The organism is Kitasatospora sp. NPDC088134, assembly GCF_044741705.1.
Classification (GTDB): Bacteria; Actinomycetota; Actinomycetes; order Streptomycetales; family Streptomycetaceae; genus Kitasatospora.
The window spans coordinates 327,835-351,395 of record NZ_JBIUTD010000003.1; the positions used below are offsets into that span (position 1 = coordinate 327,835).

Sequence of the window (23,561 nt, forward strand, 5' to 3'; positions counted from 1 at the left end):
AACCGGCGGGCTGCCCAAGGCAGTTGGCCGGTTCACGGGATTCCGGGGCGGGGGAGCGGATGGCGGCGGTCGAGGCGTCGGAGGTCAGCAGGGTCTACCGGAGCGGAACCGAGGAGGTCAGGGCGGTCGACGGGGTCTCGCTGACGGTCCGTCCGGGGGAGCTCGCCGTCCTGGTCGGGGCCAGCGGCTCCGGCAAGAGCACGCTGCTCAACCTGGTCGGCGGCCTGGACCGGCCCGACGCCGGGCGGCTCACCGTCCTCGGCACCGACCTGACGGCCGCCTCCGAACGCGACCTGGCCCGGATGCGGCTCACCCGGGTCGGCTTCGTCTTCCAGGACTTCAACCTGCTGCGCGACCTCACCCTGGCCGAGAACGTCTCGCTGCCGCTCGAAGGGGCCGACGTCCCGCGCCGGACCGCCCGGGCCGCCGCCGAGGAGGCGCTGCGCCGGGTCGGCCTGGGCGGCCTCGGCGGGCGGTTCCCGGCCGAGGTGTCCGGCGGTCAGCAGCAGCGGACGGCGATCGCCCGGGCCGTGGTCGGCGACCGCGAACTCGTGCTCGCCGACGAGCCCACCGGCGCCCTCGACACCGCGACCGGCCGGGAGATCATGGAACTGCTGGCCCGGCTGGCCGCCGACGGCAGCACCGTGCTGCTCAGCACCCACAACCCGGCCAACCTGGCCTACGCCTCCCAGGTCGTCACCCTCCGGGACGGCCGCCGGGTCGACGCCGCGGACGCCGACGCTGCGGGCACCGACGCTACGGGGACCGCGGGCGCCGGGCGGGCGGCGGCCGGATGAACCGCCGACTGCACCGCCTGCGCCTGCGGCTCGCCCTCGCCGAACGGGTGGTGATCGGCCGCGGCCGCCGCCGGGCGATGCTGCTGAGCCTGTTCGCGGTCCCCGTGCTGCTGGCCGCGCTGACCGCCGGCTGCCTGCAGTGGACCACCGCCACCGCCGAACAGCGGGCCACCGACCGGATGGGGTCGGCCGCGGCCGTGCTGGAGCCGGCCCACGGCCCGTCCACCGGCGGGACCGCCCCCGACGTGCTCGGCCGGGCCGCGCCCGGTGCCACCGCCACCGAACTGGTCGGCGCACTGCAGTACCCGCTGCTGGTGGACGGCACGACCGTCCAGGTCGGCTACTGGGAGAGCGACTGGGAGCGCGGCCCGGCGCGGGCCGGGTTCCGGCTGCTGGACGGCCGGTTCCCGACCGGGCCGGGCGAGGTCGCGGTGACCGCCGCCTTCGCCGACGCGCACCGGCTCGGCGTCGGCGGCACCGTGGTCGGCCGCTGGTCCGACCGGCCCGCCCGGATCGTCGGCCTGGTCGAGCAGCCGCAGGCGCACGACGCCCGCACCGTGCTCGGCGGCCCCGGCCAGGCCGCCGCCTGGTACGACCGGGTGCACGCCCTGGAGTACGGAACCTCCTCGTCCTGGCTGCTGGACCTCCCGGCCGGCACCGACACGGCCCGGCTGGCCGAGCGGGTCCGCGCGGCCGGCTGGATCCTGACCACCCGGGACGGCATCCGGGCCTCGCGGTCGATGATCGAGCGCGAACCGGGCGTGGTGACGGCCCCCGGCGTCCTGCTGGTCGCGGTCGGCGCGGCCGCCGCCTTCGGCATCCGGATGCGCCGGCTGCAGCGCGAGTTCACCCTGCTGTCCGCCGTCGGGTTGGACGGACGGTGGGTGCTCGGCGTGTGCCGGCTGGCCGGAGTCACTGCGTCCCTGCGGGGCACCGTCACCGGCTACCTGCTCGGCGTCCTGCTCTCGCTCGCGGCCCGCCCCCTGCTGCGCGCCGTGACGGCCAAGGACCTCGCCCCGGTCGCGGCCGACCCGACGGGGGCGGTGCTGCTGCTGGTGCTGTCCGTCGGCTGCGCGACGCTGGCGATCTGGTTCCCGACCCGGCTCGCCCAGCGCCGACCGGTGGCCCGCCGCCGGAGCGCGGACCGGCCCGCCCGCCACGGCGCGGCCCGCCGGGCCGCCGCGGTGTCGGCCGGCCTGGGCGCCGCCGCCCTGGCCGGGGCGCTGCTGCTCGGCGGCTCCCGGGACCAGTCCGCGCTGCTGGCGACGGCCGGGTCGCTGGCGCTGTTCGCCGTCCTGATCGGCTCCGTCCCGGCCTGCCTGCGGCTGCTCGCCCGGGCGGCCGCCCCGGCCCCGGCGATGCTGCGGATCGCGCTGCGGAACCTGGCCCGCGAGCCCCGCCGCCCCACCGCGGCCGTGGCGATCGGGATCTTCGCGGTGGCCTCCTCGACGGCGGTGCTGGCGATCGTCGCCAGCGGCGCGCAGGAGCAGCGCCGCCACTACACCGGCAACCGCCACCTCGGCCAGGTCGAGGCCCTGCTGCGGCACGAGGACGGCCCGGACCGGGTGGCGGCCGGGCTGCGCGCGGCCTTCGGCCCCGGCACGCCCGTGGCGGTGGTGAAGGAGGCGGTCGCCGCACCCCCGGCGGGCGACACGGTTCCGGCCGGTGGCACGGTCCCGGCAGTCGGCACGGTCCCGGTGAACGGCGCGCCCAACCGGCTCGGCACCCCGTCCTGGAGCGTCCTGTCGGTCGGGGGCCGGGAGGTCGTGGGGCCCGGCTCCGGAACGGGGCACGACCGGGGTTTGGTCGGGGTGGTCGACACCCCGGAGGAGTTCGCCGCCGTCACCGGCCGGGCCCCCGGCGCCGAGGAGTGGCGCACCCTCGGCTCCGGCGGCCTGCTGGCGATGCACCCCGGCTACCTCGACGGCGGGCGGGCCGTGCTGCTCGAACCGTCCGCGCCCGCCGCGCCTGCCGCGTCGCCCGGCCCGGGCGCGGACCCGGGCGCGGACCCGGGCTCCGCGGCCGGGAGCGCCCCGCCGCCGGCCGAGCCGCGGCGCACGGTGCCCGGTGTTCTGGCGGCGGAGGTCGAGGCCACCACGCTCAACCGGGTCGGCGCGCTGGTGACCACCCCCACCGCACGGGCCTGGGGCGCGGACGTGCTGACCGTCTCGGTGATGGCGAGCCCCGGCGAGGCGCTGCCCGCCGACGGCGAGCAGCGGGTGGCCCGGGCGCTGGAGCCGCTGGGCGTGCCGGTCACGGACGTCCGGATCGAGCGCGGGCCGCTGACCGCCTTTCCCGTCAAGTGGCTGCTGGTGCTGGGGCTGGGCTCGCTGGCCGCCGCCGTCTCGACGGTGCTGGCGCTGTCCGCCTCCGCGCAGGAGCTCCGGCCGGACCTGCGGCGGCTGTTCGAGATGGGCTTCCCGCCGGGCGCGCGGCGCGCCGTGGTGTCCTGGCAGTCGGTGGCGATCGCGCTGCTGGCGGTGCTCGGCGGCACCGCTGCGGGCCTGGTGCTGGGCTGCGCGCGGCTGCTGCCGTACCGGATCGCGCTCGCGGTGCCCTGGGGGTCGCTCGGGCTCTGGGTGCTCGGGCCGATCCTGCTCGGTGCGCTGGCCGGGCCGCTGCTGGCGCCGTCCGGGCGGCGGCTGCGCCGGGCGGACTGACGGCCCGTCAGGCCGCCGGGGCGGGCTTGCCGAGGCGCTGGCCGAGCCAGGTCAGGGCGGGCGGGATCTCCCGGGTCCAGGTGTGGAAGTTGTGGCCGCCGGAGTCGAGGGTGATGGTCGAGACCCGGGTGGGGGCCTTGAAGGCGGCGACCATCTCCTGGGTGGCGGGGTAGTTCTCCTCGTTGTGGCTGGTGGCGAGGAGCAGCGAGACCGGCGGGGCGGGGTGGTTGCGCAGCCGCCAGAGCAGGTCGTTGTCCTGCTTGACCTGGTCGCTGCCGCCGAACAGGTCGCCGGTGGTGGGGTCGTTGTGGACCTCGTAGTAGCCGGACAGCGAGATCGCCGAGCGGTACGAGTCCGGCTTGCGGACGGCGAACTTGACGGCGCAGTAGCCGCCGGTGGAGTCGCCGATCACGGCCCGGGACTCCGGCCGGTCGTCGATCCGGTAGGAGCCGGCCATCGCCTTCGGCAGGTCCTCGGTGAAGAAGGTCTCCACCTGCGGCCCGCCGGGGACGTCCATGCACTCGGTGTCGCGGTTGCCGACCAGGGTGGGGCGCATCATCACCAGGACGGTCGGCGGCATCTCCTCGGCCTCGATGGCCTTCAGGGTGGACGCCGGGTACTGCAGCAGCGAGATCAGCTTCTCCGGCGTCCCCGGGTAGCCGGACAGCGCCAGCAGCATCGGGAAGCGGGTGTCCGCGTAGGCGGGCTGGAAGTACTGCGGCGGCAGGTAGACGTACGCGGGGGTGCCGGTCAGGCCGGTGCCGGCGCCGTGGATCTCGACCTTCTGGATCAGGCCCGAGCGCTCCTGGACCGAGCCCTGCGAGGAGTACATCTTCTGCTCGCCGACCACCTTGACGGCCTTGGCGCCGGGCTGGTGGTCGACCACGGTGCCGGGGCTGCCGTCCAGGCCGAGCAGGTCGCTCCAGGTCGAGTAGAAGCCGAAGTACGAGTTCGCCACCAGGCCCATCGCCACCAGCACGGCGACCTGGGTGGCGAGGAACGCGCCGATCCGGCCCAGCCAGGCCCGCCAGCCCCGCCCGCCCAGCCGGGGCCACAGCCACATGGTGGCGGCGAAGACGAGGACCGCCAGGACGATGGCGATCAGCTGCAGCGGAAGTCCGGTCAGGCTTGGCACCAGATGATCGTAAGGTACGCATTCATCAACCTCCCAGCTCCCTCCCAGCTCCCTCCCGGGACGGCCAAGGGCGGTTCAAGGGCGGTTCAAGACCCCGGGGCCGACCGTGCTGTCGCCCCGGCCCGATAGCGTGGCGACCCCGTGAGAGCACCCGAAGAACTGCACCTGGTCGACTGGGAACCGCTGTACCACGCCTACGGGAGCGGCAACGACCTGCCCGGCTGGATCCGCGCGCTGTACGACGAGGACCCGGCGGTGGTCGACGAGGCGCTGAGCAGCCTGTTCAACTCCGCGCAGCACCAGGGGTCCGTCTACCCGTCCGCCGTCGCCGCCGTCCCGTACGTCGCGCACGCCGCCCGGCACGCCCGCCACCGGCGGGACGGCATGCTGGCCTTCCTGGCCGGGACGGGCGGCGCCGAGGAATGGGAGGACGCGGAGGGCTGCGCCCGGGTCGCCGAGGAACTGCCCGGGCTGCTGCCGCTGCTGCGCGACGCCGACCCCGAGGTGCGCAGGCAGGCCGTCCGGGTGGCCCGCCGGGCCGCCGGGGAGGTGCTGCCCGCCGCCCTGGCCGCGCTGACGGAGTGCCTCCGGGCGGACCCGGAGCCGACCGTGCGGGCGGAGGCCCTGACCGTGCTGGGCCGGATCGACCCCGACCCCGCCGCCGCCCTGGCCCGCCGGCGTGCCGCGCTCGCCGACCCCGAGCCCGCCGTTCGCGCCACCGCCGCCCTCGACCTGCTGGAACAGGCCGGCACCCCCGGCCCGGCCGAGCTGCTGGCGGTGCTCGCCGCGGACGGCGGCACCCCCGCGTTCCGCTGCGAGGACAACGAGTGGTTCCCCGGCGTCGGCACCACCGACCTCCGGGTGCAGAACGTGCTGGACGCCGACCCGGAGGCCGCCCACACGGTCGCCGCGGCCTGGATCGCGGCGGGCGACCACGGGGGCCGCGGCACCCGCCGCGCCCTGCGGCTGGTCCGGTCCCGGCGCGGCCGGGAGGCCGGGAGCGCGGCCCTGCTGCTCGCCGCGCTGCCCCACCAGCGCGAGTGGTACTGGCACATGCACGTGCTGCAGGGCCTGGCCGACCTCGCCCCGTACCTGCCCGACCCCGGCGCGGCGGCCGATGCCGTGCTGCCGCACGCCGCCGACCCGGACTGGCGGATCTCCGAGCCCGCGCAGCGTCTGCTGGGTCGGCTCGGCGACCCCCGGCTGCGCACCGCCGCACCCCACCCCGACCGGACGGCGCTCGCCGAACTGGCCGTCCGCACCGACGACCTGGAGCTGCGGCGGCTGGTCCTCTCCCCGGCCCCGGCGTGCGGGCGCTGCGGGTCGCCGCACGGCGGGGCCGGCCCGCTGCTCGACGCCCTCACACCGGCGGACGCCGCCGTCCTGCTGCCCGAGCTGACCGCCCTGCTGCGCACCGACCCGGACCGGCGGCTGATCCGCCGGCTGGCCGACTTCGGCCACGCCGACCCCGAAATCCTGCGGCTGCTGCGCGAGTTGGCCGCGGCGGAGGACGGCGACCGGGCCCGGGCCGCCGCGGTGTCCGCGGCCCGGCTCGGCGCGGACCCGGTCCGGGCGCTGGAACTGCTCGCCGACCCGGCGGGCGACTCCGTCGAGTGGCTGGCCGAGGTGGCCCGGCTGGGCCCGGCGGCGGCGCCGCTGCTGCCGCTGGTCGAGCCGCGTCTGACGGCGAGCTCCCTGCTGGAGCGGGTGGGCGCCGCCGAGGCGCTGTGGCGGATCACCGGCGACCCCGCGCGGGCCGTGCCGGTGCTGCTCGCCGGGATCGGCCCGACCGCGGCGGGCCTGCGGGCGCTGGAGCTGCTGGGCCTGCTCGGCGCCGCGCTGCCCGCCGAGCACCGGGCCCGGGTCGAGGGCTGGGCGGCGGCCGAAGGGCGTGGGCCGGACGACCCGTTCCGGGGCCGGGCGGAGGACGAGCGGCTGCGGGAGCTGTCCCGGGCACTGCTCGCGGCCCAGGGCTGAGGTCGCAGGGCCGGGGTCGCAGAAATGAAGCGGACGGCCCGCCGCCCCTCCCCGGGGCGGCGGGCCGTCGTTCTGTTGACCTGGCGTCAGTTCAGGCTGTTGTAGAGGGTGGTGAGCAGGGTGGTGGAGTTGTCGTCGTTCTCCAGGGCGAAGGCGAACATGCCGGCCAGGCCCTTCGATTTGGCGTACGCGGCGCGGGCCTGGATGGCCTTCGGGTCGTCGCCGGTCCAGAAGTTGGTGCCGTCGTAGACCCAGGTGGACTCGGTCACCGGGTCCCAGTGGGTGTTCTGGGCGGTGAGGGTGAGCTCGCGCCAGCTGGCCAGGCCGGCCTCCTGGCTGCCAGGCTTGGCGGGGGTGGCGCCGGTCGCGGTCTGGTAGAGGCCGTAGTTGCTGCCGGCCTGGACGCCCGTCCAGCCGCGGAAGTAGAACGGCACGCCGAGGACGATCTTGTTGGCCGGGAAACCGCCCGGGATGCCGTACTCCGGCAGGCCGGTGGTGTACGCGGCCAGCGTGGTGTCCACGTTGTACTTGGCGGTGCCGGGCTTGATCGGCGTGGTCGGGTCGTTCGGGCTGTCGTGCAGCGGGTCCTGGAGGTTGGTCGGGCCGGTGGCGTCCCAGGAGCCGTGCATGTCGTACGTCATGATGTCGGCGTAGTCCAGGTACGCGCCGATCCTGTCCGTCTCGATCGCCGCGATCTTGTCCTGGCCGGACGGCAGGGCGGCGGTCAGCAGGAACTTCTTGCCGACGGTGGCGCCGTAGGAGTCCAACTGGCTGCGGAACTCGGCGAGCAGCGCGGTGAAGTTCTGCTTGTCGGCGGCCGACCAGTGGTTGCCGGTGTGGCCGCCGGCCGAGCCCGGGTACTCCCAGTCGATGTCGATGCCGTCGAAGATGCCCGCCGCGCTGGCCGCGCCGCCGGAGGCGTCGCCGGCGACGCCGGTCGGCAGGTTGCCCTTGAGGAACATGTCGAGGCAGGAGGAGACCAGCTTCTTGCGCGAGGCGTCGGTGGCCGCCGCGTCCGAGAAGTACTTGGAGTAGGTCCAGCCGCCCAGCGACAGGGTGATCCGCAGGTTCGGGTTCTTCGCCTTGAGCTGGCGCAACTGGTTGAAGTTGCCCTTCAGCGGCTGCTGCCAGTCGTCGGCGGAGCCGTCCACCGAGATCGCGTTCGAGTAGTCCATCTGGTAGTCGGCGTAGGCGTCGGCCGCGCCGTCGCCCGCGTTCGGGTTGTCCTCGTGGGAGGCGTCCGACGCCTTGACCGCCTCGAAGCAGTTCAGGTTGGTCGGGTGGATGTTCTCGAACGCGTAGGAGATCACGTCGAGCTTGCCGGCCGCGCCGGAGGTGTCGACGTTCTTCGGGTAGTAGGCGGCGTCGTAGACCGACCACTGGTCGAAGTACGCGGACTTCAGCGGCTTGGCGGCGGCGGGCGCGGCGGCGGTGGTGACGGTGACCGCGGTCGACTGCTGGGAGGCGTGCCCGGCCTTGTCGTACGCCTGGACGCTGAAGGTGTACGAGGTGTTCGGCAGCAGCGAGGAGACCGCGACGCCCGTCCCCATCGAGGTGCCGACCAGCTGGCCCTTCGACCAGACCTTGTAGCCGACGTAGTTGTCGGTCGAGTCGGTGGCGGCGTTCCACTTCAGCACCACCGCGTTCGCGGTGGTGCGGGTGACCGCGACCCCGCCCGGCACGGTGATCTTGCCGTCGCCGGTCGGACCGTTGCCGGTGCCGGTGGTGGTGCTGGCCGACGGCGAGGGGCTGCTGGAGGTGGAGGGGGACGCCGAACCGGAAGGGCTGGCGGAGGTCGAGGGCGAGGCGCTGGCCGAGGCGGAGGTCGAGGTGCCGCCGCCCGGGCCGGTCAGGGTCAGGTCGTCGGCCTGGTACGCGCCGGTGCCGTACCAGCCGTGGGTGAAGACCGTCACCGAGGTGGTGGACGCGCCGGTGGTGAAGCTGGTGCTGAGCTGGGTCCAGCTGCTCGCGCCGGGCGTCCAGGTGGAGGCGTTCACGCCGGTGCCGGTGGCGCCCAGGTAGACGTAGCTGCCCTTGAGCCAACCCGCCAGCGTGTACTTGGTGTTGGGCTGCACGGCGACGGTCTGCTGGCACTGGCCGGTGTCGGCGGCGGTGGCGTTGCCGTTCAGCGCGTACGTGCCGCCGTGCGCGCCGGTGGTGACCACCGAGCCGCTGGTGCAGGTCCAGCCGCTGAGCGAGCCGGCCTCGAAGTCGCCGTTGGTCAGCAGGTTGACGGCGGCCGCGGAGGCGGTGCCGAGCGAGACCGCGAGGGCGGTGGAGCCGACCGTCATGGCGGCGGCCAGGGCGAGCGCGCCGGCGCGCCGCCGGGTGGCGGGGCGGCGGGCGGACTCGGGAGCGGGCGTGGCCCGTTCGAGCATGGGAGGAACCTCCGGAGACGTGGGGTTGTCCGGTAGGTGCGTCGGCCGTGGGACCAGGTGGGAGCCTGCGCGCCTGGGGTGAGCGCGTCACCTAGATTGGACTGGACCAATCGCCCGGGTCAAGGACTTCGCCCCACGAACCGTCAGGAACCCTTCCGATCGGTCGCCCCGGGTCCGCCGTTGTGCGCCCCCGGCTCCTAGTTGCAAAGAACTTGCAATTACAATCCGACAAGCGGAAGGATGGGCCGGCTCACCGCCGCGTTCAGGCCCGTTCAGGAGGACCCCCATGGCAGCGCCCAGTCGGCTGCGCGACCGGCTCACTCGCGAGGAGTGGCTCCGGCTCGCCGGGATGGCCGGGTTCGTCCTGGCCCTGCACGTGGTGGGCTGGGTCACCCTGCTCGCGGTGATCGCGCCCCGGCACTACGACGTCGGCGGCCAGGTGTTCGGCGCCGGCATGGGCCTGACCGCCTACACCCTGGGCATGCGGCACGCCTTCGACGCCGACCACATCGCGGCCATCGACAACACCACCCGCAAGCTGATGGGCCAGGGCAAGCGCCCGCTCTCGGTCGGCTTCTGGTTCTCGCTCGGCCACTCCTCGATCGTCTTCGGCCTGTGCGCGCTGCTCGCCTTCGGCATCCGCTCGCTGGCCGGGCAGGTGGAGGAGGACGGGTCCGCGCTGCACGAGGCCACCGGCCTGATCGGCGTCACCGTCTCCGGCACCTTCCTGGTGCTGATCGGCCTGATCAACCTGGGCGCGTTCAACGGCATCCTCAAGGTGTTCCGCCGGATGCGCCAGGGCGAGTTCGACGAGGCCGAGCTGGAGCGGCAGTTGGACCGGCGCGGCTTCCTGAACCGGATCCTCGGCCGGGTCACCCGGGCCGTCACCAAGCCCTGGCACATGTACCCGGTGGGCCTGCTGTTCGGCCTCGGCTTCGACACCGCGACCGAGGTCTCGCTGCTGGTGCTGGCCGGCGGCGCGGCCGCGTTCGCGCTGCCCTGGTACGCGCTGCTGGTGCTGCCGATCCTGTTCGCGGCCGGGATGAGCCTGCTGGACACCATCGACGGCTCGTTCATGAACTTCGCCTACGAGTGGGCGTTCTCCAAGCCGGTCCGGAAGATCTACTACAACCTCACCGTGACCGGCCTGTCGGTGGTGGTGGCGCTGGTGATCGGCGTGATCGAGCTGGTCGGCCTGCTCTCCGAGAAGCTGGAGATCACCTGGGGCCCGATCGGCTGGATCGCCGGACTGGACCTCAACCTGGTCGGCTACGTGATCGTCGGCCTGTTCGTGCTGACCTGGGCGGCCGCGCTGGCGTTCTGGAAGTTCGGCCGGGTCGAGCAGAAGTGGGGCGCGGGCCTGCGCGAGCAGGCGTAGGCGGGCCCGCGCCGGGGGTTCGAGGACAGGCCCGCGCAGGTAGCCAGAAGTTCACGTCGAGGCCCTTGTCGGGTCAACTTCTACGCGCGTATCTTCTGGTCTGGATCTACGCGAGTAGTCAGGGGAGGGCGGGGGAGCCCCGGACCGGCCCTGGCCGCACGCCTCCTGACGAACCCTCACCGACACCCGCCCGGGCCCCGCAGCGGCGCCCGGGCCGTGGTCCTGCCACGAAGGAGCCCCGCAACGGTGCCCAGCCCCACCCCCGCCCGCCGCTCCCGCCGCACCCTGCTGCGCACCGCCGCCACCGGCGCGGTCGCCGCCTCCCTGCTGACCGTCCCGCTGCCGGGCGCGTCCGCCGCGCCGTCCACCGGCGCGGTGATCTCCGAGGTCTACGGCGGCGGCGGCAACTCCGGCGCGACGCTGAAGAACGACTTCATCGAGCTGGGCAACCCGTCCGGCGCGGCCTTCGGCCTGACCGGCTACAGCGTGCAGTACCTGCCCGGCACCCCGGGCGCCAGCACCCAGTGGGGCGTCACCCCGCTGACCGGCTCGGTCGCCCCCGGCGGCCGCTACCTGGTCGCCGAGGCCCCCGGCGCGGGCGGCACCGTCGACCTGCCGGCCGCCGACGCCACCGGCACCCTCGCGCTCTCCGGCACCTCCGGCACCGTCGCGCTGGTCAACGGCACCGCCGCGCTGACCTGCAAGACCGCCGCGGACTGCGCCGCCGACCCGCGGATCGTCGACCTGGTGGGCTTCGGCACCGCCGTGGTCCGGGAGACCGCCCCCGCCACCGGCGCCTCCAACACCGCCTCGGTGGCCCGCGCGGCCTCGCTCGCCGACACCGACGACAACTCCAAGGACCTGGCGGCCGGCGACCCGACGCCGACCAACTCCAAGGGCGAGACCGCGGGCGGCGGCAGCACCACCCCGCCGACCACCCCGCCCACCCCCGGCCCGCTGCGCATCCACGACATCCAGGGCACCACCCGGGTGTCGCCGAAGAACGGCCAGAACGTCACCAACGTGCCCGGCGTGGTCACCGGCGTCCGCGGCTACGGCACCAAGGGCTTCTGGATCCAGGACACCGCCCCGGACAACGACCCGGCCACCAGCGAGGGCGTGTTCGTCTACACCGGCTCCGCCGCCCCGACCGTCAAGGTCGGCGACTCGGTGCTGGTCAGCGCCAAGGTCAGCGAGTACTACCCGAACAGCGCGGGCGGCTCGCAGTCGGTCACCGAGCTGACCGCCCCGAAGGTGACCGTGCTCTCCTCCGGCAACCCGGTGCCCGCGCCGGTCGTGCTGGACGCCTCGAACATACCGACCGCCTACGCCCCCGACGCGGCCGGCGGCTCGATCGACAACCTGCCGCTGGCCCCGTCGAAGTACGCCCTCGACTTCTACGAGTCGCTGGAGGGCATGAACGTCCAGGTCGCCGACGTGCCGGTGGTGCAGGCCACCGACAAGTACAACGAGCTGTGGGTGGACGCCAGTTCGGCCGACCCGCGGACCGACCGCGGCGGCGTGGTCTACCTCGGCTACGACAAGCCGAACAGCGGCCGGATCATGATCCAGTCGCTGCCGCCGCTGACCCAGCAGCCGTTCCCGGTCGCCAACGTCGGCGACGAGCTGACCGGCGCCACCGCCGGCCCGCTCGACTACAACCAGTTCGGCGGCTACACCATCGCCGCGAACACCCTCGGCACCGTCCAGGACAACGGCCTGCAGCGCGAGGTCGTCGACCGGCAGCTGCCCAGCGAACTCTCCATCGCCACCTACAACGTGGAGAACCTCGACCCGGGCGACGGCGCCGAGAAGTTCGACCGGCTCGCCCAGGGCGTCGTCACCAACCTCGGCTCGCCCGACATCGTCGCCCTGGAGGAGATCCAGGACAACAACGGTGCGGTCAACGACGGCACCGTGGACGCCTCCGCCACCGTCAGGACCTTCGTCGACGCCATCAAGGCGGCCGGCGGCCCGTCCTACGACTGGCGCTCGATCGACCCGGTCGACGGCAAGGACGGCGGCGAGCCCGGCGGCAACATCCGCCAGGTGTTCCTGTTCAACCCGGACCGGGTCTCCTTCACCGACATCGCCGGCGGCGACGCCACCACCGCCGTGGACGTCACCGGCACCGGCAAGCGCACCTCGCTGACCGCCTCGCCCGGCCGGATCGACCCCAACAACGCGGCCTGGACCACCAGCCGCAAGCCGCTGGTCGGCCAGTTCAGCTTCCACAACAAGCCGGTCTTCGTGATCGCCAACCACTTCAACAGCAAGGGCGGCGACCAGGGCATCGACAGCCGCTTCCAGGCCCCCACCCGCTCCTCCGAGGTGCAGCGCCAGCAGCAGGCCGCCGTCGAGCACGCCTTCGTGGCCAAGCTGCTCGACGCCGACCCGAACGCCCGGATCGTCTCGCTCGGCGACTTCAACGACTACCAGTTCTCGCCCGCGCTGAAGACCCTCACCGCGGGCGGCGTGCTCCGCGACCTGGTCAACGACCTGCCCGAGGACCAGCGCTACTCGTACGTCTACCAGGGCAACTCGCAGGTGCTCGACCACATCCTGGTCAGCAACGCGTTCAAGCGGCAGCACGTCCGCTACGACGTGGTGCACATCAACAGCGAGTTCGCCTCCCAGGCGTCCGACCACGACCCGCAGATCGTCCGGATCAAGCCCTGACGCTCCGCCCGAGGAGCCCCGCCCGGTCCCGACCGGGCGGGGCTCCCGCGCGTTCCCGGGGAAGGCCGGCGGAGTTGCCGGCGGGTTGACCGCGGGACGGGAAGGCCGGAGGATCATGGGACTCCGGAGCCAGGTTTGGAAGGACCCCCGCATGGCCTACGACGCCGACGTCATCGTGATCGGAGCGGGCCTCGCGGGCCTCGCCGCGACCGCCGAACTGGCCGAGGCCGGGCGGAAGGTGCTGCTGCTCGACCAGGAGCCGGCCGGGTCGCTCGGCGGGCAGGCGCACTGGTCCTTCGGCGGGCTGTTCCTGGTCGACTCGCCCGAGCAGCGCCGGCTGCGGATCAAGGACTCGCGCGAACTCGCCTGGCAGGACTGGCTCGGCACGGCCGGCTTCGACCGGGACGAGGACCTCTGGGCGCGCCGCTGGGCCGAGGCGTACGTCGACTTCGCGGCCGGCGAGAAGCGCGCCTGGCTGCACGCCCAGGGCCTGCGGCTGTTCCCGGTGGTCGGCTGGGCCGAGCGCGGCGGCCTGCTGGCCACCGGCCCCGGCAACTCCGTGCCGCGCTTCCACATCACCTGGGGCACCGGCCCCGGCATCGTCGAGCCGTTCGCCCGCCGGGTCCGCGAGGCGGTGAGGGCCGGACGGGTGCAGCTGCGGTTCCGGCACCGCGTCACCGGCCTGGCGGCGAGCGGCGGTTCGCTCGACACCGTCACCGGCGAACTGCTCGCCCCGTCCGCCGTGCCGCGCGGCGAGGCCAGCTCGCGCGAGGTCGCCGGGCACTTCGAACTGCGCGCCCAGGCCGTGATCGTGGCCTCCGGCGGCATCGGCGGCAACCACGCCAAGGTCCGGGCCGCCTGGCCCGAGCGGCTCGGCACCCCGCCCGCCGACCTGCTCTCCGGCGTCCCCGCGCACGTCGACGGCCTGCTGCTGGACGTCGCGGGCGCGGCCGGCGGCAACCTGATCAACGGCGACCGGATGTGGCACTACACCGAGGGCATCGAGAACTGGAACCCGATCTGGGCCCGGCACGGCATCCGGATCCTGCCCGGCCCGTCCTCGCTCTGGCTGGACGCCACCGGACAGCGCCTTCCCGTTCCGCTGTTCCCCGGCTTCGACACCCTCGGCACCCTCGAACACATCATGCGCACCGGGCACGACCACACCTGGTTCGTGCTCACCCAGAAGATCATCGAGAAGGAGTTCGCGCTCTCCGGCTCCGAGCAGAACCCCGACCTGACGGGCCGTTCGATCCGGCAGGTGCTCGGCCGCGCGCTGCCCGGCGCGACCGGCCCGGTCGAGGCGTTCAAGCAGCACGGCCCGGACTTCGTGGTCGCCGACACGCTGGAGGAACTGGTCCGCGGCATGAACGAGCGGCAGGGCGCCGCCCCCGCCCTGGACGGCGCCGAGCTGCGCCGCCAGATCGAGGCCCGGGACCGCGAGATCGCCAACCCGTTCGGCAAGGACCTCCAGGTCACCGCCATCCACGGGGCCCGGCGCTACCTCGGCGACAAGCTGATCCGCACCGCGAGCCCGCACCGGCTGCTCGACCCCAAGGCCGGCCCGCTGATCGCCGTCCGGCTCCGGGTCCTCACCCGCAAGTCGCTCGGCGGCCTGCAGACCGACCTCGACTCCCGGGTCCTGCGCGCCGACGGCACCGTGCTGGACGGCCTGTACGCGGCCGGCGAGGCGGCGGGCTTCGGCGGCGGCGGCATCCACGGCTACCGCTCGCTGGAGGGCACCTTCCTCGGCGGCTGCCTGTTCTCCGGCCGGGCCGCCGGCCGCGCGGCGGCCGCCGCCACCGCCTGAGCCGCCGCCACCGCCTGAGCCGTCGCTAACGCCCGGTCACGCCGTCGATCTGCTCGCGCAGGATGTCGGCGTGCCCGGCGTGCCGGGCCGTCTCGCTGGTCATGTGGGCGACCACCCAGCGCACCGACAGGTACTCGTCCCGGATCGGGAGGGCCACCGGGCGGGTCAGGTCCTCGGAGGAGCGGAGCACGGCGTCGCTCGCCGCGATCGCCGCCCGGTAGCGGGCCAGTACCTGGTCGGCCGTCAGCTCCGCCGGCACGTCCATCCCGAAGTCGTGCTGCTCGTCCTCGGCCCGGCCCGCCACGTGGTGGCCGAACCAGTGCAGTTCGGCGGTGGCCAGGTGGTGCACCAGGCCCAGCAGCGACGTCCCCGTCGGCACCAGGGCCCGGCGCAGCTGCTCCTCGGTCAGCCCGTCGGTCTTCTTCACCACGCACTCCCGGGCGAAGGCCAGGAAGGCGAGCGCGGTGTCCGACTCCCCGTTGTCGTCGAAGGGCACGGGGCGGCGCTGCGTCTCGGTCTCGGTCATCCCGCGAACCTATCCGCCGACCCGGTGGCGCGGCACCGGGATTTCCGCCGACCGGGGACGCCCGGTGTCCGCCGCACAGGCGCGTTGCCGATGCGACGGACACCGGCCCGTCACTGGCCCAGGAGCGTGGTGAGCTGGCCCAGGCTGCCGGAGAACTTGGCGGTCTCATTGTTGAAGGGGGAGACCGTTGCTTCGGTGCTTGCGGCCGCCTGCCCCGTGACACCCTTGGGATCGGTGAGGTTGAAACGCCCGTTGGGCCCGCTGATCACGGCGTACTGTCCGGGTGCGAATTCCCGCAGAAACAGGACGGCTTTCTCGTCCTCCTGGAACAGGGTGTCGTCCTCGGACTGGATGTTCTTTCCACCTGTCTGGCGGATGAGAATGGTCTTCGCGCCAACCGCATCCCCCTTGTGATTGGAGAGCTGCTTGGTGATGGTGAACTCGAAGTCGGTCCGGGTGACGCCGTTGTTGTCGGTCTTCTCGCCGAGGTTCTTGCTGAACCGGCCGGCGACGGCCAGGTCGCTGTGGGCGTCGAGTTCCTTCACGTCACCGTAGCCGGGCGCCCACTTGGCCTGGACGTGCTGGACCGGCTGATCGCTGTGCTGCGAGCACCCGGTGGCGAGGAGGCCGACTGCGGTGGCCAAGACGGCCAAGGAGATGGTTCTGCCTCTGGACAGCATGGTTCTCCGATCCTCAGTAGAGACTGTTGATGCCGTTGACGTCATCGCTCTGCGGGGTGGTGTACCCGCAGATGGTGCTGCTGCCTTCCATGACACCGATGCAGCCCGACGTGTGCCCCAGTCCCATCGCGTGGCCCAGCTCGTGCATGGCCACTTCCTTGCGTCCGGAAGAACTCAGGCCGCTCATGCCGGACCAGTTGAGCGTCAGGGTCACGTTCCCGAAGTAGTGGCTGCCCCAGCTCGACGAGGTGCTCCACGAGGTGAGTCCGTACCAGCCGTCGGCCGAGTTGTTCTCGTCCCCGGCCGTCAGGTTGCCCGCGCAGTTGGCGCACAGCAGCACGTTGGCCGGGCTGCCGTTCCAGGCCGAGATGGCGTCGTCGATCGCGGTCTGGTTGCCGCCGTAGCTGAAGCCCCGGTACTTGACGTTGATGTGGGCGCAGCAGCCGCTGTCCTGGGTTCCGTGCCACTTCAGCCCTTCGAGGGTGTACGCGCCGGCCGGCTGGGTGCCGACGGCGAGACCGCTCAGGGCCAGCAGGAGCGAGCCGACGGTCGCCGCCAGACCCTTGCCGAGGCGCGCGGAGTTCGTGGCAGAAGACGATCTCCTGCGGATCGGATCAGAAAAACTCATTTCCCCTCCCCTGGGATCGAGAGCCGCTCGAAGGGCGCAGGGAAATTCTATCCGGCACCCCGAGGGCTCTGTCGATGTATTGACGGATCGCTGGCGTTCGCGTCGGACGCAATCGAACCACCCTTGTTCGGAGGGCGCAAGGGCCACAGAAAAGTGGATGATCGAATTCCCGATGCTTCGCAGTGGGAATTCGAGGGTTGATCAATTCCTTCTCTTTGCCATGGAATTTTGATCCGAAGCGACTGGATGTCCTGATTGCCGCAGTTCGCTCCGGTCCGGTTCATTTCGTGCCCATGGAGGGGGCTTGTTCGTGGCATGCGGTGCCGCGAACGGCGATCATGCGCCGCGCCCGGTCGGGCGGGCCGGAGAATGGGGGCGTGAGCGGAGACGGCGTGGTGGCGGAGTTGGACGGGCGGCCGGTGACGGCGGACCAGTTGCAGGCGTTGGCGCTGACCAACTACGGGCACTTCACCACGATGGTGGTGGAGGACGGCCGGGTGCGCGGGCTGGGGCTGCACCTGGAGCGGCTGGAGCGGGACTGCGCGGCGCTGTTCGGGGTGCGGCCGGACCGGGACCGGATCTGGGAGTTCGCCCGGCGGCGGGCCCCGGCGGCGGGGGCGGCCGCGGTGCGGGTGACGCTCTTCGACCCGGCGATCGACCTGGGCAGCATCGGCGGCCGGGCCGAGCCCCGGGTGCTGGTGACGTCCCGTCCGGTGGCGGCCGGGGCACCCGGCCCGCTGCGGGTCCGGACGGCCCGGTTCGAGCGGGAGCTGCCCGAGGTGAAGAGCGTCGCCCTGTTCGGGGCGCTGCGCCAGCGCCGGCTGGCCCAGCAGGCCGGGTACGACGACGCGCTGTTCGTGGACGGGACCGGCGCCGTCACCGAGGGCGGTACCTGGAACGTCGGCTTCCTGCGCGGCGGCGAGGTGCTCTGGCCGCGCGGCGCCTACCTGGCGGGCACCGCGATGGCGCTGCTGCGCGCGGCGGTCGGCGGCGCCGAGGAGCGGGTCGGGCCGGAACTCGCGGGCGTGGACGGAGTGTTCGCCACCAACGCGGCGGTCGGGGTGCGCCCGGTGGTGGCGGTGGACGGCCGGGAGTTCGCGGTGGACGGGGCGGCCCGGCTGCGGGCGGCGTACCTGGCCGTGCCGGGCGAGCCACTCTGAGTGGTGCGGAGGCCGGTCCACGAGCGGTTTTACCAACACATGGTCGGATCATGTGCTCGGCCAGACCGGCAGGATGACGCCCGTTCACCGACCGGGCGGGTGGCGGCCACCGGCCGCTGACAGTCTCCCGCGCATGGATATCCCCAACATGGGCGTGCCCGCCCAGCTCGCCGCCCGGATGAGCATGGCCGAGCAGCACGAGTACCTCCGCAGCAAGCTGTCCCGCCGCAGGCTGCTGCGCTCCGGCGCGGTGACGGTCGGCGCGCTCGCGGTCGGCGGGGCGATGGGCTCCGGCACCGCCTTCGCCGCCCCGGCCGGCGGCACGGCGGACACGGTGACCGGCTCGCTGGTCGCGCCGGTCGGCCGCCACCTGCAGTTCGGCGCCGAGGCCGACACCCAGATGCGGGTGTCCTGGCAGGTCCCGGCCCCGGTCAAGAAGCCGTTCCTGCGCTTCGGCCGCCACCCGTGGGACCTCAGCCACAAGATCGAGGCCGAGGTGCGCGCCCTGCACACCCCCGCGCTGACCCCGACCGGCACCCCGGTCGACCAGTACTACCTGCACGTCGAGCTGAACTGCCTGCAGCCCGGCACCACGTACTACTACGGCGTGGGCCACGAGGGCTTCGACCCGGCCTCGCAGCAGGCGATCTCCACCCTGCAGACCTTCACCACCGCGCCGTCCCGGCACGGCCGCCACAACCGGCCGTTCGCGCCCTTCACCTTCACCGCCTTCGGCGACCAGGGCGTCAGCGCGCACGCGGCCGGCAACGACAACGTCATCCTGGCGCAGAAGCCGGCCTTCCACCTGCACGCCGGCGACATCTGCTACGCCGACCCGATGGGCCAGGGCCAGGACAGCGACAAGGTCGCGTACAACGCGCGGACCTGGGACGCCTTCCTGGCGCAGACCGAGACGGTGGCCGCGAAGGTGCCGTGGATGGTCTCCTACGGCAACCACGACATGGAGGCCTGGTACTCGCACAACGGGTACGGTGGCGACGACGCCCGCTTCACCCTGCCGGGCAACGGCCCGGACCCGCGCAAGGCCCCCGGCGTCTACTCCTTCACCTACGGCAACGTCGGCGTGATCTCGCTGGACGCCAACGACGTCTCGTACGAGATCCCGGCCAACCTGGGCATCACCGCGGGCCGGCAGACCGAGTGGCTGGAGCGCAAGCTGCGCGAGCTGCGGGCCGACGAGTCGGTGGACTTCGTGGTGGTCTTCTTCCACCACTGCGCCTTCTCCACCACCCACCAGCACGCCTCGGACGGCGGCGTCCGGGACGCCTGGGTGCCGCTGTTCGAGAAGTACCGGGTCGACCTGGTCATCAACGGCCACAACCACGTGTACGAGCGCACCGACGCGATCCTGGGCAACAAGGTCAGCAAGGCGGTGCCGTCCGGCGCGAGCATCGACCCGTCCAAGGACGGCGTGGTGTACGTGACGGCGGGCGCGGCCGGCCGCAGCCTGTACTCCTTCGACGCCCCCGACACCTACGAGGGCCACGAGAACCACCAGGACGAGGTGGTCACCTACCACTTCGACAAGGGCAGCGTGAAGGTCGCCGAGACCGTGCACTGGTCCCGGGTCCGCTACACCGGCTACTCCTTCATCAAGGTCGACGTCACCCCGGCCCACCGGGGCGCCGAGGCCAGCATGAAGGTCACCGCACTGGCCGAGAACGGCAGCCAGATCGACCACTACTCGATCGTCCGCCGCGCGGGCCGCAGCGAGCACGGCCACTGACGCCGCGTCAGTGAACGGGGGGCGGGGCCCCCGGACCCGGTGCTGCCGGGTCCGGGGGCCCCGTCGTCGAGCGGCGCCCGAAATCCCGGCCCCTTCGTGCCGCACGTGCCGAAGCCGCCGTCTGCGCACGTATACGGATCGTATTGAGTACTCTTTCTCGCGGTCGGGGACGGTGACCGGGATCGGGGGGGAGTACGTGGACAACGCCGGGCTGGTGCACCAGCTGCGGATGACGCATGCCGGGGTGGGGGATCCGGAGCTGCTGCTCGCCGCGTTCCGGTCGGCGCTGCTGTACCTGCCGCAGGACGGCCGGGGCACGGTGTGGGCCGGTGACCAGGGCGGGATCCGCTGGGTCCACGCGTTCACCGGCGAGGACGAGATGGCCGCGTTCGCCGCGCGCCGGGGCCACCGGGAGCCGGAGCTGGCATACCTGACGGTCCGTGGCCGGCGGCTGCTCGAACAGGTCGGCCGAGCGGCCGGGGTACCGACGGGGGTGGCGCTGGACGCGGCCGGTGCCACCCCGATGCTGTTCCCGCCGGTGCGCGGGATCGTGCCGGACGAGGTGGCGGTGGACGGGGGGAGTGGCGCGTGAGCGAGTACCGGGTGGATCCGCAGGCGCTGAAACTGGCGGCGGACGGCATCAACCACTCGATCGAGGAGCTCAAGTCGATCGGGATCGTGGAGACCGCCGAGGTGGGCCGCGGTTTCGACAACCTGAAGATGACCGGGATGGAGATCGGCCACCCCGAACTCCAGGGCGTCTTCGACGAGTTCTGCGAGCGCTGGGCCTGGGGCGTGCGGGCGCTGGTCCAGGACGGCAACCAGTTGGCCGAGCGCCTGAACCTGTCCGCGGGCATCTACCACGACCAGGAGCAGTACGTCTCCAACATGGCCAAGGACGTCTACAGCGCCGCGATGGGCAACCCGAACCTGACCCAGGAGCAGGTCGAGGCCAGGTCCTGGGGGGACACGCTGAAGGACAACGCGGTCACCCAGTTCGCCAACGCCGACTACTCCGTCCAGTCCTTCCAGGCCGCCGCCCTCCACTCCGACGCCGCGTGGAAGAACACCGGGGCGGACCTGCTGGAGAGCAAGGTCGCCCTGGGGCAGCCCAACTTCGCCTACGACCCGGAGCACGCCGCCCGGCTGAAGGAAGAGGCCGAGCGGGAGAACGCCCAGTACCAGCAGATGACCCGGGGAGCCCAGTGATGGGGGTCCTCGACAGCATCAGCGACGGCATCGGCCACCTGGTCGACTCCGGCAAGCACGCCGTCGGCGAGTTCGTCGACACGAACGCCCACGTCGTCGGCGGCCTGCTGGACGCGGCCGGGCTGGACGGCGCCGCGCACGCCGTCGACAAGTGGGGCGACAGCGTCGCCGACTCGATGGGCGTGAACGTCGGCGAGCTCGGGCTCGGCACGACCGACGACCCCACGGAGTTGGTGCACGGCGACGTCAAGAAGATCCACGAGACCGCCGACCACCTCAACAAGTTCCACACCGCTTTCGAGGAGACCGGTTCGGGACTGACCAGGCTCGACCACGAGCACTGGCAGGGTGCCGCCGCCGACGCGTTCCGCGCCAAGTTCGCCCCGCACCCGCCGATGTGGCTCGCCGCCGCCGAGGCCTGCGGGACCGCCGCGGCCGCGCTGTCCACCTACGCCGCGACCGTGGAATGGGCACAGGCCGAGGCGAAGCAGGCGATCGAGACCTACAAGAGCGCCAAACAGGCCTCCGAGGACGCCCGCAGCAGCTACCGGCACACGGTCGACGAGTACAACAGGGCCGCCGATCACTACAACCGGACCGCCGCGGCGGGCGGTGACCCCGGCCCGCCGCCGACCCGGCCGGGAGAGTTCCACGATCCCGGCCAGGCCGGGCTGGAGCAGGCCGTCGAGCAACTCAGGAACGCCCGCAAGCAGCGGGACGCCGCCGCCCAGACCGCCGCCCAGGCAGTGCACGGCATGATCGGCAGGGCGCCCGCCAAGCCGAGTTTCCTGGACCGGCTGGGCGCGGGCCTCGCCGACTCGTACGACGTCGCCGCCGTCGGCTACGTCCATCTCGCGGGCGGCATCGTCAAGGGCGGCGCCGACCTGCTCAAGTTCGCCCGCGGGCTCAACTTCATGGACCCGTACAACCTGAGCCACCCCGCGCAGTACATGGACCACCTCAGCACGACCGTCGCGGGCCTGGTCACCACCGCCAACCACCCGGTCGAGCTCGGCAAGGCGCTGGTCGGGTCCGGCTGGGGCGACGACCCGTTCGAGGCCGGCGGAAAGCTGATCTTCAACATCGGCTCCGGTATGGTCACCGGCGGCAGCAGCGAGGCCGGCGTCGTGGTCGAGAACCTCGCCATGAACGGCGCCAAGCAGGGGGCGGTCAACCTCGCCGAACGCGGCGCGATCAACGCGGGCGAACGAGCCGGGATCAACGCGGGCGAGCGGGCCGGGATCAACGCGGGCGAGCACGCGGGCATCGGCGCCGTACCGCACCCGGCGTGGCCGGAGGGCGTCCCGCACACCCCGACCCCCGAGCCGCAGTGGCACGGCAGCCAGCCCGCCGACCCGTTCGGCACCGTCACGCAGCCCGCCGACCCCTTCGGCACCGTCACGCAGCCCGCCGACCCCTTCGGCACCGTCACGCAGCCCACCTCCGTCCCGCACACCCCGGCGCCGGAACCGGTGTACGCGCAGCCGCACCCGGCACCGGAACAGGTGCACGCCCAGCAGCCTCCCGAGCCGGTGCAGGTCCATGCCCCGGAGCCGGAGCCGGTCCAGGCGCACATGCCCGAGCCGGAACCGCAGCAGGTGCACACGCCGGAGCCGGAGCCGGAGCCGATCGCCCACGAGCCCGCGCCCGAGCCCGCCGCGCCCGAGCACTCCCCGCCCGAGCCGGCGCCCGACCACACCCCCGAGACCGGGGACGCGACCGCGCCGGACAGCGCTCACATACCCGAGCCCGACCTGCCCGGCCACCAGGCGCACACCCCCGAGCCGTACCCCGCCACGGAACACCCGGGCCCGGTCGCGCAGCCGACCGACCCCTTCGGCACGGTCGTCCACTCCGAGGCCCCGCACAGCTACCAGCCGGGAGCCACCTCGCCCGAGGAACTCACCGGCGGCCTGCACCCCGAGAAGCCCTCCAACGCCGACATCAACTCGTGGCTGGACGGCCCCGGCGAGGGCGCAGCGCCCAAGCACGTCGACGGAACCGCGCCGGAGCACAAGCTCCCGTACGACGAGGCGTCGGATCCCTTCGGGACCAAGCTCCACGACGGCACGTCCGACCCTGCGGCCGGCCACCACGGCCACGACCCGGCGGACACCGACACCGGCACGGACCACCACGGGGAGTCCGGCCACAAGTTGTCGGCCGAGGAGTTCCAGGCCCTGTCGGTCGACCAGCGGATGGCGGTCGCCGAGGCCGAGATCTCGCCCGGCGCGCGGACCTTCGAGAGCAACGAGGCGGCGGCCCAGTACGGTGCCCAGTACTGGAACGACTACGCGACGGATCTTCCCAAGTCGCAGGCGGACGCGGTCCGTGCCTACACGGAGGAGAGCAACCCCGGCGGCCTGACCTACCACGAGATCAACGGCTACCTCCGCAGCGGGAACGGTTGGACGCCGGAACTCAACGAGTGCATCAAGCAGATGGACGAGGCGCTGGCCGGGCACGTGGTTCCGGAGGACGTGGTGGTCACCCGCGGCACCGATCTGGGGCACATCACCCAGGACCCGAGGGAAATGGTCGGCAAGATCATTGACGAGCATTCGTACACCTCCACCTCGCTCGGCGGGCCGGCCGGAGCATTCAGCGGCAAGGAGGCCGTCCTGCACCTGAGGGTGCCGGAGGGCACGCCGGGTCTGTGGGTCGAGAAGGTGTCGGCCTTCGGCGGTGGTGAGCGCGAGTTGATCCTGGGCCGCGGGCGGCAATGGAGGGCTGATCGCGTGGTCTTCCACAATGGCCAGTGGCACGTCTTCGGTGAATTCCTGTGAACGATCGAGAG

Annotated in this window: 16 protein-coding genes; 11 read left to right on the forward strand and 5 right to left on the reverse strand. The window is 73.1% G+C overall.

The features are described from left to right. The first annotated feature begins 59 nt into the window (after positions 1-59). A complete protein-coding gene (locus ACIOHG_RS07285) occupies positions 60-797 on the forward strand; it encodes an ABC transporter ATP-binding protein (RefSeq protein WP_400946401.1) in 738 nt (245 codons plus the stop codon). Continuing rightward, the gene (locus ACIOHG_RS07290; protein ID WP_400946403.1) at positions 794-3,457 is read left to right on the forward strand and encodes a hypothetical protein; all 2,664 of its coding nucleotides are present in this window, start codon (positions 794-796) and stop codon (positions 3,455-3,457) included. Before ACIOHG_RS07285 ends, ACIOHG_RS07290 begins: the two co-directional genes overlap by 4 nt. 7 nt (positions 3,458-3,464) lie before the next feature. On the opposite strand, the gene ACIOHG_RS07295 is transcribed toward ACIOHG_RS07290, so the two are convergent. Continuing rightward, positions 3,465-4,592 carry an alpha/beta hydrolase gene (locus tag ACIOHG_RS07295; protein WP_400946406.1) on the reverse strand — a complete coding sequence of 376 codons (1,128 nt, stop codon included), beginning with the start codon at positions 4,590-4,592 and terminating at the stop codon, positions 3,465-3,467. 141 nt (positions 4,593-4,733) lie between these two features. Between ACIOHG_RS07295 and ACIOHG_RS07300 the strand changes: the two genes are divergently transcribed. After that, complete coding sequence (locus tag ACIOHG_RS07300) at positions 4,734-6,569, forward strand: HEAT repeat domain-containing protein (protein WP_400946409.1); 1,836 nt, start codon at positions 4,734-4,736, stop codon at positions 6,567-6,569. Positions 6,570-6,655: 86 nt separating this feature from the next. On the opposite strand, the gene ACIOHG_RS07305 is transcribed toward ACIOHG_RS07300, so the two are convergent. Then, positions 6,656-8,947, reverse strand: coding sequence for a glycosyl hydrolase family 18 protein (locus tag ACIOHG_RS07305; protein ID WP_400946411.1), 2,292 nt, complete (start codon positions 8,945-8,947; stop codon positions 6,656-6,658). A 286-nt stretch (positions 8,948-9,233) separates the two neighbouring features. On the opposite strand from ACIOHG_RS07305, the gene ACIOHG_RS07310 reads away from it, so the two are divergent. The 3 genes from ACIOHG_RS07310 to ACIOHG_RS07320 all read left to right on the forward strand — a co-directional run bounded on the left by ACIOHG_RS07310 (position 9,234) and on the right by ACIOHG_RS07320 (position 14,814). Beyond that, positions 9,234-10,325 carry a HoxN/HupN/NixA family nickel/cobalt transporter gene (locus ACIOHG_RS07310; RefSeq protein ID WP_400946413.1) on the forward strand — a complete coding sequence of 364 codons (1,092 nt, stop codon included), beginning with the start codon at positions 9,234-9,236 and terminating at the stop codon, positions 10,323-10,325. Positions 10,326-10,571: 246 nt separating this feature from the next. Further along, positions 10,572-13,004 (forward strand): endonuclease/exonuclease/phosphatase family protein, encoded by a 2,433-nt coding sequence (locus ACIOHG_RS07315; protein WP_400946415.1) that lies wholly within the window; start codon positions 10,572-10,574, stop codon positions 13,002-13,004. Between the two features lie 151 nt (positions 13,005-13,155). After that, the gene (locus tag ACIOHG_RS07320) at positions 13,156-14,814 is read left to right on the forward strand and encodes an FAD-binding dehydrogenase (protein ID WP_400946417.1); all 1,659 of its coding nucleotides are present in this window, start codon (positions 13,156-13,158) and stop codon (positions 14,812-14,814) included. Between the two features lie 25 nt (positions 14,815-14,839). On the opposite strand, the gene ACIOHG_RS07325 is transcribed toward ACIOHG_RS07320, so the two are convergent. The 3 genes from ACIOHG_RS07325 to ACIOHG_RS07335 all read right to left on the reverse strand — a co-directional run bounded on the left by ACIOHG_RS07325 (position 14,840) and on the right by ACIOHG_RS07335 (position 16,648). After that, entirely contained in the window at positions 14,840-15,340 is a 501-nt protein-coding gene (locus ACIOHG_RS07325; protein ID WP_400946419.1) for a DinB family protein, read from the reverse strand. Positions 15,341-15,450: 110 nt separating this feature from the next. Then, positions 15,451-15,984 (reverse strand): hypothetical protein, encoded by a 534-nt coding sequence (locus tag ACIOHG_RS07330; RefSeq protein ID WP_400946422.1) that lies wholly within the window; start codon positions 15,982-15,984, stop codon positions 15,451-15,453. 49 nt (positions 15,985-16,033) lie between these two features. Beyond that, positions 16,034-16,648 (reverse strand): matrixin family metalloprotease, encoded by a 615-nt coding sequence (locus ACIOHG_RS07335; protein WP_400946425.1) that lies wholly within the window; start codon positions 16,646-16,648, stop codon positions 16,034-16,036. 395 nt (positions 16,649-17,043) lie between these two features. On the opposite strand from ACIOHG_RS07335, the gene ACIOHG_RS07340 reads away from it, so the two are divergent. The 5 genes from ACIOHG_RS07340 (at position 17,044) to ACIOHG_RS07360 (ending at position 23,550) form a co-directional block, all read left to right on the forward strand. After that, complete coding sequence (locus tag ACIOHG_RS07340) at positions 17,044-17,808, forward strand: aminotransferase class IV (protein WP_400946704.1); 765 nt, start codon at positions 17,044-17,046, stop codon at positions 17,806-17,808. 133 nt (positions 17,809-17,941) lie between these two features. Then, positions 17,942-19,555: a purple acid phosphatase family protein gene (locus ACIOHG_RS07345; protein WP_400946428.1), complete on the forward strand. Its 1,614-nt coding sequence runs from the start codon at positions 17,942-17,944 to the stop codon at positions 19,553-19,555. Positions 19,556-19,727: 172 nt separating this feature from the next. Then, positions 19,728-20,147 carry a hypothetical protein gene (locus ACIOHG_RS07350; RefSeq protein WP_400946431.1) on the forward strand — a complete coding sequence of 140 codons (420 nt, stop codon included), beginning with the start codon at positions 19,728-19,730 and terminating at the stop codon, positions 20,145-20,147. Beyond that, positions 20,144-20,764 carry a hypothetical protein gene (locus ACIOHG_RS07355; RefSeq protein ID WP_400946434.1) on the forward strand — a complete coding sequence of 207 codons (621 nt, stop codon included), beginning with the start codon at positions 20,144-20,146 and terminating at the stop codon, positions 20,762-20,764. The genes ACIOHG_RS07350 and ACIOHG_RS07355 overlap by 4 nt, the downstream gene beginning before the upstream one ends. Further along, positions 20,764-23,550 carry a putative T7SS-secreted protein gene (locus tag ACIOHG_RS07360; protein WP_400946437.1) on the forward strand — a complete coding sequence of 929 codons (2,787 nt, stop codon included), beginning with the start codon at positions 20,764-20,766 and terminating at the stop codon, positions 23,548-23,550. Before ACIOHG_RS07355 ends, ACIOHG_RS07360 begins: the two co-directional genes overlap by 1 nt. The last annotated feature ends 11 nt before the right edge of the window (positions 23,551-23,561 follow it).

Excerpts from the sequence above, each read along its gene's own strand:
- ACIOHG_RS07285 (WP_400946401.1), top strand. The coding sequence starts at position 60 with ATGGCGGCGGTCGAGGCGTCGGAGGTCAGCAGGGTCTACCGGAGCGGA.
- ACIOHG_RS07290 (WP_400946403.1), top strand. The coding sequence starts at position 794 with ATGAACCGCCGACTGCACCGCCTGCGCCTGCGGCTCGCCCTCGCCGAA.
- ACIOHG_RS07305 (WP_400946411.1), bottom strand. The coding sequence starts at position 8,947 with ATGCTCGAACGGGCCACGCCCGCTCCCGAGTCCGCCCGCCGCCCCGCC.
- ACIOHG_RS07310 (WP_400946413.1), top strand. The coding sequence starts at position 9,234 with ATGGCAGCGCCCAGTCGGCTGCGCGACCGGCTCACTCGCGAGGAGTGG.
- ACIOHG_RS07320 (WP_400946417.1), top strand. The coding sequence starts at position 13,156 with ATGGCCTACGACGCCGACGTCATCGTGATCGGAGCGGGCCTCGCGGGC.
- ACIOHG_RS07325 (WP_400946419.1), bottom strand. The coding sequence starts at position 15,340 with ATGACCGAGACCGAGACGCAGCGCCGCCCCGTGCCCTTCGACGACAAC.
- ACIOHG_RS07335 (WP_400946425.1), bottom strand. The coding sequence starts at position 16,648 with ATGAGTTTTTCTGATCCGATCCGCAGGAGATCGTCTTCTGCCACGAAC.
- ACIOHG_RS07345 (WP_400946428.1), top strand. The coding sequence starts at position 17,942 with ATGGATATCCCCAACATGGGCGTGCCCGCCCAGCTCGCCGCCCGGATG.
- ACIOHG_RS07360 (WP_400946437.1), top strand. The coding sequence starts at position 20,764 with ATGGGGGTCCTCGACAGCATCAGCGACGGCATCGGCCACCTGGTCGAC.